This window comes from Agrobacterium sp. 10MFCol1.1 (assembly GCF_000381165.1).
Classification (GTDB): domain Bacteria; phylum Pseudomonadota; class Alphaproteobacteria; order Rhizobiales; family Rhizobiaceae; genus Agrobacterium; species Agrobacterium tumefaciens.
Genome location: NZ_KB906074.1, coordinates 80,841 through 95,254 on the forward strand (window position 1 = coordinate 80,841; position 14,414 = coordinate 95,254).

10 protein-coding genes are annotated in these 14,414 nt (G+C 59.3%); 4 read left to right on the forward strand and 6 right to left on the reverse strand.

Going from position 1 to position 14,414, the window contains the following annotated elements:
• Positions 1-14: 14 nt before the first annotated feature.
• Together F617_RS0108690 and F617_RS0108695 are read right to left on the reverse strand one after the other, a co-directional pair.
• A complete protein-coding gene (locus F617_RS0108690; RefSeq protein WP_003514084.1) occupies positions 15-1,589 on the reverse strand; it encodes a Re/Si-specific NAD(P)(+) transhydrogenase subunit alpha in 1,575 nt (524 codons plus the stop codon).
• 188 nt (positions 1,590-1,777) lie between these two features.
• Positions 1,778-3,661, reverse strand: a complete 1,884-nt coding sequence (locus F617_RS0108695) for an MFS transporter (RefSeq protein WP_003514082.1) — start codon at positions 3,659-3,661, stop codon at positions 1,778-1,780.
• 508 nt (positions 3,662-4,169) lie between these two features.
• On the opposite strand from F617_RS0108695, the gene F617_RS0108705 reads away from it, so the two are divergent.
• Positions 4,170-5,204: an aspartate-semialdehyde dehydrogenase gene (locus tag F617_RS0108705; protein WP_003514078.1), complete on the forward strand. Its 1,035-nt coding sequence runs from the start codon at positions 4,170-4,172 to the stop codon at positions 5,202-5,204.
• Positions 5,205-5,419: 215 nt separating this feature from the next.
• A complete protein-coding gene (locus tag F617_RS0108710; protein WP_003514072.1) occupies positions 5,420-6,235 on the forward strand; it encodes a lytic transglycosylase domain-containing protein in 816 nt (271 codons plus the stop codon).
• Between the two features lie 168 nt (positions 6,236-6,403).
• Here F617_RS0108710 and F617_RS0108715 read toward each other — a convergent pair whose 3' ends face one another.
• Positions 6,404-7,045: a carbonic anhydrase gene (locus F617_RS0108715; protein ID WP_003514071.1), complete on the reverse strand. Its 642-nt coding sequence runs from the start codon at positions 7,043-7,045 to the stop codon at positions 6,404-6,406.
• Between the two features lie 74 nt (positions 7,046-7,119).
• Positions 7,120-7,995, reverse strand: a complete 876-nt coding sequence (pdxY, locus tag F617_RS0108720; protein ID WP_026330745.1) for a pyridoxal kinase PdxY — start codon at positions 7,993-7,995, stop codon at positions 7,120-7,122.
• A 270-nt stretch (positions 7,996-8,265) separates the two neighbouring features.
• On the opposite strand from pdxY, the gene F617_RS0108725 reads away from it, so the two are divergent.
• Positions 8,266-9,726: a phosphatidylserine/phosphatidylglycerophosphate/cardiolipin synthase family protein gene (locus F617_RS0108725; RefSeq protein ID WP_026330746.1), complete on the forward strand. Its 1,461-nt coding sequence runs from the start codon at positions 8,266-8,268 to the stop codon at positions 9,724-9,726.
• 59 nt (positions 9,727-9,785) lie between these two features.
• Complete coding sequence (locus F617_RS0108730) at positions 9,786-10,631, forward strand: endonuclease/exonuclease/phosphatase family protein (RefSeq protein WP_013636769.1); 846 nt, start codon at positions 9,786-9,788, stop codon at positions 10,629-10,631.
• A 32-nt stretch (positions 10,632-10,663) separates the two neighbouring features.
• Here the strand turns inward: F617_RS0108730 and F617_RS0108735 are convergent, their stop codons facing one another.
• Both F617_RS0108735 and F617_RS0108740 read right to left on the reverse strand, forming a co-directional pair.
• Positions 10,664-10,867 carry a hypothetical protein gene (locus tag F617_RS0108735; RefSeq protein WP_019565071.1) on the reverse strand — a complete coding sequence of 68 codons (204 nt, stop codon included), beginning with the start codon at positions 10,865-10,867 and terminating at the stop codon, positions 10,664-10,666.
• A gap of 288 nt (positions 10,868-11,155) precedes the next feature.
• A complete protein-coding gene (locus F617_RS0108740) occupies positions 11,156-14,350 on the reverse strand; it encodes an efflux RND transporter permease subunit (RefSeq protein ID WP_019565072.1) in 3,195 nt (1,064 codons plus the stop codon).
• Positions 14,351-14,414 lie beyond the last annotated feature (64 nt).

The window sequence follows — 14,414 nt, forward strand, 5'->3', positions numbered from 1 at the left end:
GTCCCCTACACGGCTCAGGACTTCTGGAACATGGCGAGCATGCGCCGTGTCACAAGGAAACCGCCGACGATGTTGATCGTCGCGATCAGGACGGAAAGTGAGGCAAGGATCACCACCAGCCAGTTGCCGGAACCGATCTGCAGCAGCGCGCCGATAATGACGATGCCGGAAATCGCGTTCGTCACCGCCATCAGCGGCGTGTGCAGCGAGTGGCTGACATTCCAGATGACGGAGAAGCCGATAAAGCAAGCGAGCACGAAGACGATGAAATGGCTCATGAAGCTTGCCGGCGCGTAAAGGCCGACGAGAAGCAGGGCCGCCGTACCGATGACGAGCAGACCGACCTGGCTTTTCGTCTGCGCCTTGAACTCGGCCCGTTCCTTGGCGTGCTTTTCCTCAGGCGTAAGCTCTTTTGCTCGTTCCTTGGGTTTCTGCGCGGCGATGGCCTGGATCTTCGGTGGCGGTGGCGGAAAGGTGATGTCGCCCTGATAGGTGACGGTCGCACCGCGGATGACGTCGTCTTCCATGTTGTGAACGACCTTGCCGTCCTTTGCGGGCGTCAGATCGGTCATCATGTGACGGATGTTGGTGGAATAGAGCGTTGAGGCCTGCGTGGCCATGCGGCTCGGGAAATCCGTATAGCCGATGACGATGACGCCATTGTCCGAGACGACGCGCTGGTCGGGCACCGTGAGATCGCAATTGCCGCCGCGCTCGGCGGCGAGGTCGATGATGACCGAACCCGGCTTCATTGCCGCTACCATGTCGGCCAGCCACAGCTTCGGGGCGTCACGGCCGGGGATCAGCGCCGTGGTGATGACGATATCGATCTGCGGTGCCAGCTCGCGGAATTTCTCAAGCTGCTTTTCGCGGAATTCCGGCGAGGAGGGGGCGGCGTAACCGCCGGTCGCTGCGCCATCCTGGCTCTGGTCGGCGAAATCGAGATAGACGAATTCGGCGCCCATGGATTCGATCTGTTCGGCCACTTCCGGGCGCACGTCGAAGGCATAGGTAATGGCGCCGAGCGAGGTTGCCGTGCCGATGGCGGCAAGACCGGCAACCCCGGCACCGATGACCAGCACCTTGGCGGGCGGCACCTTGCCGGCGGCGGTTACCTGACCGGTGAAGAAGCGGCCGAAATTATTGCCGGCCTCGATGACGGCGCGATAGCCGGCGATGTTGGCCATGGAGGACAGCGCGTCCATTTTCTGGGCGCGGGAAATGCGCGGCACCATGTCCATGGCGATGACATTTGCGCCCTTTTCCTTCGCCTGCTCCAGAAGGTCCTTGTTCTGTGCGGGATAGAAGAACGAGATCAGCGTCTTGTCCGAAGACAGGCGATCAATCTCCGACGTTTCCGGCGGACGAACCTTGGCGATGATGTCGGCACCGGTATAAAGCGCATCGGCGCTATCGACGATGGTGACACCGGCTGCGCGATAGGCGTCGTCGGAAAATCCCGCCGCCTTGCCCGCGCCTGTTTCGAGGATGCAATCATATCCGAGTTTCTGCAGGCCTTGCGCGCTGTCGGGCGTCATGCCGACGCGCGCCTCGCCATCATATAATTCCTTAGGCGTCCCGATTTTCAAAATGGCTCTCCCTTTTCCGCACGATACGGCGTCATAGCCTATTTCGAGCGTTTTTGTCTTGTTTTTGGCGGTTTCTACCTGCGGCGGATTGACAGCCTGCGAAAGGCCAGTTCGGGCACTGGCGGTACTGCGGCAATAAAAAACCCGGCGCGTCAGCGCCGGGTCTCTATCGTCGGGAGCGAAACCGCTCACTCCATGGTGTGGATGTCGCGATCCTTGGTTTCCGGCAGGAACAGCAGGCCGATGACCAGTGTGATGCCTGCGAAAACGATCGGGTACCAGAGGCCGTAATAGATATCGCCCTTCGCCGCGCTCATCGCAAAAGCGGTGGCGGGCAGCAGGCCGCCGAACCAGCCGTTGCCGATATGGTAGGGCAGCGACATGCCGGAGTAGCGGATGCGGGTCGGGAACAGTTCGACCAGCAGTGCCGCAATCGGGCCGTAGACCATCGTCACGTAGATCACGAGGACGGTCAGGACCGCGATGATGACGACCCAGTTCACGGCAGCCGGATCGGCGACCATGGCGAAGGTGCCGCCACCGGCAATGCTGTAGACGGCCATTTCCGCCGCTCCGGCGGTCTCGGCCGGCGTCAGCAACTTGTCGGCCACCAGCTTGTCGGTCGCCACCATCTTCTTGTCGGCGGCGCGAACGGCTTCCGCATTGAGGTTGAGTTCCGGGTTGGCGGCAATGAAGGCATCCAGTTTTGCGTCCGGCACCTGTGCTACGCCGCGCACCAGCGGGTAGCCGCCGTCATGCAGCGCGATGTTGACCTGTTTCTGGAAGGCCCTGTCTTTTGCGGCAGCATCCGCACCGGCTGCGATGGCGTCGTAGCTCGCAATGGTGGCGTCGCCGATTTTGACGCTTGCCGGCGTTCCAGCCGCTCCAGCAACGACGTCATAGGGAACGGAGTTGCGTGTCAGGAACGAGGTGGCGATATCGCAGGATGTGGTGAATTTCGCCGTACCTGTCGGGTTGAACTGGAATTTGCAGTCGCCCGGAGCAGCGGTCACGGTGGCGCGAACGCTGGCCTGCGCTTGCGCCAGTGCCGGGTTGCCCGCCCATGTGAGCGCCTTGAACAGCGGGAAGTAGGTCAGCATCGCGAGAACGAGACCCGCCATGATGATCGGCTTGCGGCCGATCTTGTCGGAAAGCCAGCCGAAGAGCACGAAGAAGCCCGTGCCGAGGATGAGGGCCGCCGCGACCATGATGTTGGCCGACTGGCCGTCCACCTTCAGAATGCTCTGCAGGAAGAACAGCGCATAGAACTGGCCCGTATACCAGACGACGGCCTGACCGATGACGGCGCCGACGAGGGCAAGCAGGGCGATCTTTGCGTTTTTCCACTGGCCGAAGGCTTCGCTGAGCGGTGCCTTTGAGGTCTTGCCTTCTTCCTTCATCTTCTTGAAGGCAGGAGATTCGTTCATTTTCAGACGAATCCAGACCGATACGCCAAGCAGCAGAACCGAAACGAGGAAGGGAATACGCCAGCCCCAGGCGGCGAAGGCTTCCTTGCCGAGTGCGAACTGCACGCCGAGAATGACCATCAGCGACAGGAAGAGGCCGAGCGTCGCCGTCGTCTGGATCCATGAGGTGTAATAGCCTCTGCGACCGTTGGGCGCGTGTTCGGCCACATAAGTTGCAGCACCGCCATATTCGCCGCCAAGCGCCAGACCCTGAAGCATGCGCAGGATGATCAGGATGATCGGGGCTGCGATGCCGATCTGCGATGCACCGGGCAGGACGCCGACGAGGAATGTCGAAACGCCCATGATGAGAATGGTGATCAGGAAGGTGTATTTACGGCCGACAATGTCGCCGAGACGCCCGAACACCAGGGCGCCGAAGGGACGCACGAGGAAGCCGGCGGCAAATGCCAGAAGCGCGAAGATGTTACGTGTCGTTTCCGGATATTGGCTGAAGAAGTTCGCGCCGATATAGATCGCGAGCGAGCCGTACAGATAAAAATCGTACCATTCGAAGACTGTTCCGAGAGAAGAGGCGAAAATCACCTTCTTCTCCTCACCCGTCATGGGACGGGCGGCGCCGCTCACGGCTGCTACGTTTGCCATTGTCTGTCCTCCACAGATGTCAAATGAGCGCATTGCAGAGCCCTGTCTCTCCTCCGGACTCCCCCGTAAGGGTGCAATGCGCGTAATGTTAGAGTGACAGAAAATTAACCCCAATGAGAGCGATGCTTTCGGATTATGACTTTAGTCTAATGCATAACGTGCAAAAATGTCGCGAGGTGGCATTTGCGCTTGTGCGCCGGGTCGCTCGCAACGTGCCTTTTTTCTTGACACGAACACCAAACCTTCTAATAGCTTCTCGCGAAGAAGGAGCATCACCTTGCGCAGGCATGTTGCAGACATGATTGTCATGGAAGGACCGGCACAATCCGCCGGCGATGATCCGCGTCTTTCTTATTCTATCCGAATTACGGCCAAAACGACGATTAAAACCGTCTGACGTCTCTGGCCACCGCTCTCTCCCCGGTTTGGCTGGGGATCGAGGAAGCCGCAATGCGATGCGGGTTCCCCACCTCACCCAAAAGAGGAGAGACAGAAAGAGAGCTTGATCATGGGTTTCAAAGTTGCAATTGTAGGCGCCACCGGCAATGTCGGTCGCGAAATGCTCAACATCCTGGCCGAACGTGGTTTTCCGGCAGATGAAGTCGTGCCGCTCGCTTCCTCCCGCTCGCAGGGCACGGAAGTCTCCTATGGCGACCGCACGCTGAAGGTTTCCAACCTCGAAAACTACGATTTTTCCGACACGGATATTTGCCTGATGTCGGCCGGCGGCGAGATTTCCAAGAAGTGGTCGCCGAAGATCGGCCAGCAGGGTTGCGTCGTCATCGATAACTCGTCTGCATGGCGCTACGACCAGGACGTTCCGCTGATCGTTCCGGAAGTCAACGCCGACGCGATCTCGGGCTTCACCCGCAAGAACATCATCGCCAATCCGAATTGCTCCACGGCCCAGCTCGTTGTCGCGCTGAAGCCGCTGCATGACTTTGCCAAGATCAAGCGCGTCGTTGTCTCCACCTACCAGTCCGTTTCCGGCGCTGGCAAGGAAGGCATGGACGAACTGTTCCAGCAGACACGCGCCGTCTTCGTGGCCGATCCGGTCGAAACGAAGAAGTTCACCAAGCGCATCGCCTTCAACGTCATCCCGCATATCGACGTCTTCATGGAAGACGGCTATACCAAGGAAGAATGGAAGGTTCTGGCCGAAACCAAGAAGATGCTCGATCCGAAGATCAAGGTAACCTGCACGGCCGTGCGCGTTCCTGTTTTCATCGGTCATTCGGAATCGGTCAACATCGAGTTCGAAAACGAGATCACCGCCGATCAGGCGCGTGACATCTTGCGCGAAGCGCCGGGTTGCCTCGTGATCGACAAGCATGAAGATGGCGGCTACATCACCCCGGTTGAATCCGCCGGCGAGGATGCGACCTATATTTCGCGTATCCGTGAGGATGCGACTGTTGAAAACGGCCTCAATATCTGGGTTGTTTCGGACAATCTGCGCAAGGGCGCTGCCCTCAATGCCATCCAGATCGCCGAACTCCTGGTCAATCGTGGTCTCATCAAGCCCCGCAAGGCGGCGGCTTGATACGATTTTTTAAGGTTCGTTAAGTATAACCCGTCTGTTCTGTGTGGGGCAGGCGGGTTTTCCAATTGGCTATCATCACGGCCAGTTTATTTGCAGGCCTTGCTGCCAAAAGGCAATTTAGGCGGCCAAAAAGCAATTTGGCACCCGAGCCCCTACAGCAGCGACGTTTTGGTTCTCGGGATAAATTCCCCAAAGGATATCGAAGGCAGATTTTGATGCGGGCAATGAAGGCAATTCTGGCTGGTGTGGCCATGGTCTCGGTTTTGGCGGCGACGCCGGTTGTGGCTGCGCAATGCGGCAACACTTCGGCAGGGTTCGACGCCTGGGTCGGTGCCTTCAAGCAGGAAGCGGCGAGCCGCGGTGTCAGCGCCTCGGTGCTTGATCGTGCCTTCTCCGGCGTCTCCTACAATCAGCCGACCATCCGCGCCGATCGCGGCCAGCACAGCTTCAAGCTGTCCTTCGACCAGTTCATGCAGAAGCGTGGCGGCCAGACGATCATCTCGCGCGGCAAGACCATGAAGAAGAACAATGCGGCTCTCTTCGCCTCGATTGAAAAGGCCTATGGTGTGCCGGCCGGCCCGCTGCTCGCCATCTGGGGCATGGAAACCGGATTTGGCGGCTTCATGGGCAACCAGCACACGCTGTCCGCCGTGGCGACGCTTTCTTTCGACTGCCGCCGTTCGGATTATTTTACCGAGCAGCTTTATGCGGCCCTGAAGCTCGTCGGCAGCGGATCGCTGAACGTTAACGCCAAGGGTGCTGCCCATGGCGAAATCGGCCAGACGCAGTTCCTGCCGTTGAACGTTGTGCGCTACGGCGTGGATTTCGACCGCGACGGACGCATCGATCTCGTCGGCTCGCGCGCCGATGCGCTGGCCTCCACGGCCAACTTCCTTGTCGGCCACGGCTGGCAGCGCGGTGCGGGTTATCAGCAGGGGCAGACGAATTACGCGGCCATTCAGGGCTGGAACGCTGCAAGCGTTTATCAGCAGGCGATTGCGTTTATCGGCAAGGCGATTGACGGCCAATAAGGCCGCTTTATCCCAATTGGAACGTCCACTTCCGTGATGCCGGACTAGTTCCGGCATCCAGTCACGGCGCGTCTGCGCCGTGAAAACAATACTAAGCAATCAAAGACTTGATCGCGCTTGGCCCCGGATCACGTCCGGGGTGACGAAGCTTTGAGAAGGTTTCGACAATCACAGGTCCGGGCGGCGAAAGTCGCCCGTTTTGCCGTCCATCACCCACAATTCGCCGGTCGAGATATCGAACCAGGCACCATGCAGCTTCACCTTGCCAGCGGTTTCCTGCGCCTTGACGAAGGGGAAGCCGCGCAGGTTGGCGATGGAGTTGCGAATGGAAACGCGCTCCAGCGCCGTCTGGCGCTCGGAAGCGGTCATGACGTCGTTGCTCTGGATCTGCTCGGCGGCGGATTTCACCATGTTCATCCACTTGCCGATGAAGTCGCCGGGTGACAGAGGTTCAAGATTGGGGTCGAGTGCGGCCTGAATGCCGCCGCAGCGGCCATGGCCCATGACGACGATGTCCTTCACCTTCAGAACCTGCACGGCATATTCGATGGCGGCTGATGTGGCGTGGTACTGACCGTCAGGCTCAAAGGGCGGCACCATGTTGGCGACGTTCCGCACGACGAAAAGTTCTCCCGGTCCGCAGTCGAAAATCGTTTCCGGCGCCGAACGGGAGTCACAACAGGCAATGAACAGGGTCTGCGGTTTCTGTCCGGTATCAGCCAGAACGCGGTATCTTTCGCGCTCGTCGGCATAGCGGCCGCTCATGAAGTTCTTGTAGCCGTTGAGAAGGTTTTCCGGAAAATCTTTCATCTATCGCAGTACCGTTGTGCTTGGACCAAGATCAAGAGAAGAACTCGGTGCGTTGAAGACCAATCCTTTAGCCGCTATTTGCGCTTGCTGCGCGAAGGATGCAAGAGATGGCGCATCTGCACCATCGCCATGGGTGTGGAGAGACTTGAAGAATCCGTCTCCAGCGTCAATTCGTTCATGTCGCGTTTTTTGGTTCGCGCCAGAATTTCGAACACGCTGGCGGTGGCCAGTTGCAGCGCCTTCTCGTCGTCCATGCCTTCCAGCAGCCGGGCAAGGAACAGCGCCGCCATCAGGTCTCCGAGACCGTTCGGTGCGTCTTCTATGGCGCGGTGTTCCGCCATCAGCGCGTGCCGGCCGCTCAAATAGAGATTTCCCGTGCCGCCCGCCATCATCGACACGGCTGAGGTGACCAGCATTTTCGGCGGGCCGAGTGCGAGCGCGGCATCCATGATGGCATTGTTGGTCTCAAGCTCGGCGCCGCTCATCCAGGCCAGTTCATAACGGTTTGGCGTGGCGACGGTGGCAAGCGGAATGAGGTGATCGCGGATGGCTTCTGCAGTCTCAAGGGGAATGTATAGTCCGCCCAGATCGCCCATGACCGGGTCACAGGCATAAATCAGCGACGGGTTCTTTTCCTTGAGATTGCGGATCAGCCTTGCGACGGAGCGCACCTGCGCCGCGCTGCCGAAATAACCGGTCAGGACAGCCTTGACCTCGCCGATCCATTTGGCGTTTTCGAGGTCGGTCATGGCCTTGTCGAAGTCGTCGTCCTGAAAGCGCATCCGGGTGGACGGGCCATGGCCGGGGTGCCAGGGCAAAACGATTGTGGGCACCGCCCATACCGGATAGCCAAGGGTCTCCAGCGCGAAGACTGCGGCACGGTTGCCGACCGATCCACGCATGACGTGGCTGGAAATGACGATGACGGCGCCCTGGGTATTTTCCTGCATCACGGCCTTCTTGCTTTCAAACGCCACAGAAGCCCGCAAGTGCCCCTGCTCACAGATCAAGATGCGCTCTCATGACATATCGCATCGTCACTTTCCACCGTTAATCCCGCAAGGGTCTATCCCGTAAAACGATGGGCGTCCGGTCTTCTTGGCCTTTCCGGTGCCGGTCCGGTATTGCGGGATCGGCGAACTGCCCTACCTTTTTGTTTACGCATCGGGTTTTCCCAAAACCGCGGTACACTTTTCGGCACGATGCCCTATAGTTGCATCATGCTCGATCTCGTCATCGCCTATTGGCCTCATATCCTTGCCGCTCTTTCCATTTTGATGGGAACCGTGGCGGCCGTACATGCCACGATGACGAAGGAAGAGGTCCGCTCCGCGCTTGGCTGGGTGGGCGTCATCGTTCTGTCGCCGATCGTCGGTGCAGTCATTTATGCGATTGCCGGCATCAACCGGATTCGCCGGTCCAGTATCAGGCAGCAGCGGTCTTTCATGCAGGACGAGATCATGGATCGCGTGGCGCGCCTGGATGCGAGCGGCGAGGTGATTGCCGCGCGGTTCGGACGCCGTTTCGAGGCGATGAAGACGCTCGGCGACCGGGTGACGCGCCACGCACTGACGACCGGTAACCGCATCGAGCCGCTTGTCACCGGCGACGCGGCCTATGCCGCCATGCTTGAAGCGATAGGCGAGGCGAAGCGGTCGATCATCCTCGAAACATATATTTTCGACAATGACAGGATCGGTGCGCGTTTTGTCGCGGCGTTGGAAAGGGCGAAGTTCCGGGGCGTGGAGGTGCGGGTGCTGGTGGATGCGGTGGGCGCGCGCTATTCCGTGCCGAGCATCCTGCCAACGCTCCGGGAAAAAGGCATCGTTGCCGATGTATTCAACGGCAATGTCATCATGGGGCTGCGGCTGCCCTATGCGAATTTGCGCACCCACCGCAAGATCCTCGTGGTGGACGGGCGCCTCGCCTTTAGCGGCGGCATGAATATCCGCGAGGGCTTCACCCTTGAATTCGGCGGCGAAAAACAGGCGCACGACACTCATTTCAAGATCAGCGGGCCGGTTGTCTCTGATTTTTTCTCCATTGCGGCGGAGGACTGGAGGTTCACGACGGGGAAGCTTCTGCACACGCCGGTCTGGGATATCGCCATTCCCGATGGTGTGCCGGGTTCACAGATCGTTGCGCGCGTTTCCTCCTCGGGGCCGGATAAGAGCATAGAGACCAATCACAAGATGCTGATGGGGGCGTTTTCCGTCGCCCGCTCCTCCATTCTCGTCATGTCGCCCTATTTTCTCCCCGATCGGGAGCTTATTTCAGCGCTCATTACCGCAGCGAGGCGGGGAGTCGTGGTGGATATCATCGTGCCGCAAAGCAACAATCTGGTGCTTGTGGACAGGGCGATGACGGCGCAATTCGACCAGATGTTGAAGAATTACTGCCGCATCTGGCGGGCGACAGGGCCCTTCAATCATTCCAAGCTTCTGGTGATCGACGAGCGCTGGAGCTACATCGGTTCTTCCAACCTGGACCCTCGTTCATTGCGGCTGAACTTCGAAGTCGATCTGGAAGTTATGGATGAGGAATTCGCCGCGACCATCGGAAACCGCATCCGGGAAGCACGGGCAACCGCTTTACCCGTGCGACTGAGCGAACTGAATGCGCGGCCATTCGTTGTCCGTTTTGTGGAGCGCGTCCTGTGGCTCGCTTCGCCGTATCTTTAGAGCGCCATGCGTCGGAAACGCTCTAAAACTTTTAATTTGCGCATCGGAGGCGTCGCAGCGTGAAGAAAAACAGTTTGCTGGAGCGTGGAAAAACGGCACTGGCGAAAAACAGCAGCCTGCCCGCCTTCGTCATGCAGTCGCTGCGCGACCGCCACCAACGGAAGAATGCCGGGCAGGTGGAGAGAGATCACTCCTTCCCGGTCATCGCGTCCTACAACGTCCATAAATGCGTCGGACGCGACCGCAGGTTCGACCCTGATCGCACCAGCCGCGTCATTCAGGAAATTGGCGCGGATATCATCGCGCTACAGGAGGCGGACAGCCGTTTCGGCGAGCGCACGGGCCTGCTCGATCTTGCCCGGCTGGAGCGGGAAAGCGGGCTTGTCCCCGTGCCTGTTCTGGCGGGTGTGAAGGCGCATGGATGGCACGGCAATGTCCTGTTGTTCAAGGAAGGTGCGGTGCGGGATGTTCATACGCTGAAATTGCCGGGGCTGGAGCCGCGCGGCGCGCTGGTGGTGGAACTGGATTTGAAAAGCGGTGGCGCACTGCGAATAATCGCCGCGCATTTCGGTCTTTTGAGGCATTCCCGTGCCCAACAGGCGAAGGCGCTTATCGGTCTTCTGGAAGCGCGAAACGAATGCGCGACCATCCTCATGGGAGACCTGAACGAATGGCGTCTCGGCAATGGCTCGTCGCTCAATACTCTGAGAGATGCATTCGGCGCCCTGCCGCCGGCAGTGCCCAGTTTCCCATCCAACCTGCCGGTGCTTGCGCTCGACAGGATCATCGCCAACCGCGAAGGGCTGATCGAGCAGGTGGAAGCGCATGACAGTGCGCTGGCGCGCATTGCCTCGGACCACCTGCCGCTGAAAGCCGCGATAAGGACCGATCTGCTTCCAACCTGATCCTGTGGCAGCATCGGATACGGCGACAGACTTCAGAGCCGCTGCGCTACCGTCAGATGGCTGCGCGAACGGGCCTCCAGCAGAGATTTGCGGATGGCTTCCATCAGCCGTTCACGGTTGTTTCTGGTCTTGCCTCTGTCCAGATTCTGCGCGGCAAGCGCTAGATCCAGACCTTCATGCATTACTATCGAATAGGCAATGGTTGTCGCCCAGTTCTCGTATTCCTGCTCCATCATGTCACCCCTGAACTAAATCATTTAGCCCGAATCACCCTGTTCTTGAAATTACCACAAAATGGAAAGCACAAAATAGCATTGTTCCTATACGTATCTGCTGCCTTATGCGGATATAGTTTATTCGTTCTTTCGTTATTGCGGCGCAACATGTATGTGCTTGCTGCTTAAGTCATTGAAACAGATTCTGTTTCAGGCGATGCACATGGACGTTCCAAGCAACAAAAACGCCGCGCATCGTTAGATGCGCGGCGGGCTTTCGTCGAAGTTTGCGGTGGATTGGATCAGGTCTCAGCCGGCCTTTTCGAGCTTGTAGTCCGAATTGGCAGGTTCTTCCTGTTTGTGCTGGATGAGAGGACGGTTACCCGACAGCTTGCGAACCAGCACGTAGAATACCGGTGTCATGAAGATGCCGAAGAACGTCACCCCGATCATGCCGGAGAACACTGCGACACCCATGGCCGCGCGCATTTCCGCACCCGCACCGGTGGAGATGACCAGAGGCACCACGCCCATGATGAAGGCGAGTGAGGTCATCAGGATCGGGCGGAGGCGCAGGCGACTTGCCTCGACTGCGGCCTGAAGCGGCGTTCGTCCTTCGAATTCCAGCTCGCGGGCGAATTCCACGATCAGGATCGCGTTCTTCGCCGATAGCCCGACAAGGACGACAAGGCCGATCTGCGTAAAGATGTTGTTGTCCCCTCCCGTCAGCCAGACGCCTGTCAATGCGGCGAGAACGCCGAGCGGAACGATCAGAATGATCGCGATCGGCAGGGTCAGGCTTTCATATTGCGCAGCCAATACGAGATAGACGAGCAGCAGCGCCAGCGGGAAGACCACGAGGCTGGAATTACCGGCAAGGATCTGCTGGTAAGTCAGGTCCGTCCATTCGTATTCGATCCCGGCCGGCAGGTTTTCGGCAAGGATTTTCTCGATCGCCGCCTGCGCCTGTCCAGAGGAGAAGCCCGGTGCCGGACCGCCGTTGATATCGGCTGCAAGGAAGCCGTTATATCGGTTTGTGCGCTCCGGTCCTGTTGTTGCATCTACCTTCAACAGCGTGGAAAGCGGGATCATCTGACCGGTGGACGAGCGGACCTTCAGGCGGCCGATATCTTCGGCATGTGCGCGGAATTGCGCATCTGCCTGCACACGCACGCTGTATGTCCGCCCGAAGGCGTTGAAGTCGTTGACATAAAGCGAGCCCAGATAGATCTGCAGCGTCTGGAAGACGTCGCTGACCGAAACACCCAGCTGCTCGGCTTTGGCGCGGTCGAGATCGGCGAAGAGCTGCGGCACGTTGATCTGGAAGCTGGAGAAGATGCCTGCCAGTTCCGGTGTCTGGTATGCCTTGGCGATGACCGCCTTGGCCGCTTCGTCAAGCGTCTGGTAGCCGTAACCGGCACGGTCCTCGATCTGCAGCTTGAAGCCGCCCGTCTGGCCGAGACCGTTAACCGGCGGCGGCGGGAACATGGCGATGAAGGCATCCTGAATGCCGGCAAACTTCTGGTTCAGCTGCATTGCGATGGCACCGCCTGACAGTTCCGGCGTCTTGCGGTTTTCGAAGTCGTCGAGAACTGCAAAGACGATGCCGGAATTGGAGCCGATGGTGAAGCCGTTGATCGACAGGCCGGGGAAGGCAATGGCGTGGCTGACGCCCGGCTGTTGCATGGCGATATCGCTCATCCGCTTGATGACACTTTCCGTGCGGTCAAGGGTTGCGCCGTCCGGAAGCTGGGCGAAGCCGATGAGATATTGCTTGTCCTGCGCCGGTACGAACCCGCTTGGGACCGCGCTGAACATGCCGTAGGTGGCAGCCACCAGCGCCATATAGACGATCATGACGAGGCTTTTGCGCGTTACCAGCCCGCCTACGGTTTTGCCGTACCCATTGGAGGCGGCCCCGAAGGCGCGGTTGAATCCACGGAAGAACCAGCCGAAAATCCGGTCCATGAAGCGGGTCAGCCAGTCTTTCGGTGCGTCGTGCTCTTTCAGCAGCAGGGCCGCAAGAGCGGGTGACAGCGTCAGAGAATTGATCGCCGAAATGACGGTGGAAATCGCGATCGTCAGCGCGAACTGCCGGTAGAACTGGCCGGAAAGGCCGGAGATAAAAGCCAGTGGGACGAAAACGGCGACCAGCACAAGCGCGATTGCTATGATCGGCCCGGAGACTTCGCGCATCGCCTTGTAGGTGGCATCACGCGGAGAAAGCCCGTTTTCGATGTTTCGCTCGACGTTTTCCACCACCACGATGGCGTCATCCACCACGATGCCGATGGCCAGCACGAGGCCGAACAGGGTCAACGCGTTAATGGAGAAACCGAAGGCATACATGACGGCGAAGGTGCCGATGATCGACACCGGAACGGCGATCAGCGGAATGATCGAGGCGCGCCAGGTCTGGAGGAACAGGATGACCACCAGTACCACGAGGCCAACGGCCTCGAGGAGCGTATCAACGACCTTTTCGATGGACGAGCGAACGAACTTCGTCGTGTCGTAGACGATTTCATATTTCACGCCATCAGGCATCGCCAGTTGCAGATTGTCCATTGTCGCGCGGACATTATCGGCGATTTCGATGGAGTTGGAGCCGGGAGCCTGCAATACGGCAATCGCCACGGCCGGTTCGCCGTCGAGCAGCGAGCGCAGCGTATAGTCGGCAGCGCCGAGTTCGATGCGGGCGACGTCGCGAAGACGGGTGATCTGGCCGTTCGCGCCGCTCTTGACGATGATGTTGCCGAATTCCTCCGGAGTCGTCAGACGGCCCTGGGCATTGACGTTGAGCTGCAGGTCGACGCCGTTGGGGCTTGGCGATGCGCCGATGACGCCGGCTGCGGCCTGGACGTTCTGCTGACGGATGGCGTCGGATACGTCGCTGGCGGCGAGATCGTGTTCGGCCACCTTTTGCGGATCCAGCCAGACGCGCATGGAATAGTCACCCGCGCCGAAGACCTGCACCTGACCCACGCCTTCGATACGGGCGAGGCGATCCTTGACGTTCAGCGTCGCATAGTTGCGCAGATAGGTGATGTCATAGGCATCGGTCTTCGACACGAGATTGACGACCATGATGAAGTCGGGCGAGCTTTTGACGGTGGTGATGCCGAGTGCGCGCACTTCCGCGGGCAGGCGCGGTTCGGCCTGCGACACGCGGTTCTGCACCAGCTGCTGCGCCTTGTCCGGGTCGGTGCCCAGCTTGAACGTGACGGTCAGCGTCAGCACGCCGTCCGATGTCGCCTGGCTGCCCATATAGAGCATGTCCTCGACGCCGTTGATCTGTTCTTCAAGCGGCGTGGCGACTGTTTCAGCGATGACGGCAGGGTTCGCACCGGGATAGGTGGCGCGGACGACGACGGATGGCGGCACGACTTCCGGATATTCGGAAATCGGCAGGGCGCGCATGCCGAGAAGGCCTGCGACCACGATCAGGATCGACAGCACGCCGGCGAAGACCGGCCTGTCGACAAAAAATCTGGAAATATTCATATCCAGTCCCCTCTCCGGGTAGATTTGGAAATGCAAGGACCGTTCCGGCGGCATCATGGCCGCC

What these genes read in the sequence shown, in the direction of transcription:
- F617_RS0108740 (WP_019565072.1), bottom strand. Translation starts at nt 14,350, where the DNA reads ATGAATATTTCCAGATTTTTTGTCGACAGGCCGGTCTTCGCCGGCGTG.
- F617_RS0108710 (WP_003514072.1), top strand. Translation starts at nt 5,420, where the DNA reads ATGCGGGCAATGAAGGCAATTCTGGCTGGTGTGGCCATGGTCTCGGTT.
- pdxY (WP_026330745.1), bottom strand. Translation starts at nt 7,995, where the DNA reads ATGCAGGAAAATACCCAGGGCGCCGTCATCGTCATTTCCAGCCACGTC.
- F617_RS0108705 (WP_003514078.1), top strand. Translation starts at nt 4,170, where the DNA reads ATGGGTTTCAAAGTTGCAATTGTAGGCGCCACCGGCAATGTCGGTCGC.
- F617_RS0108715 (WP_003514071.1), bottom strand. Translation starts at nt 7,045, where the DNA reads ATGAAAGATTTTCCGGAAAACCTTCTCAACGGCTACAAGAACTTCATG.
- F617_RS0108735 (WP_019565071.1), bottom strand. Translation starts at nt 10,867, where the DNA reads ATGATGGAGCAGGAATACGAGAACTGGGCGACAACCATTGCCTATTCG.
- F617_RS0108725 (WP_026330746.1), top strand. Translation starts at nt 8,266, where the DNA reads ATGCTCGATCTCGTCATCGCCTATTGGCCTCATATCCTTGCCGCTCTT.
- F617_RS0108695 (WP_003514082.1), bottom strand. Translation starts at nt 3,661, where the DNA reads ATGGCAAACGTAGCAGCCGTGAGCGGCGCCGCCCGTCCCATGACGGGT.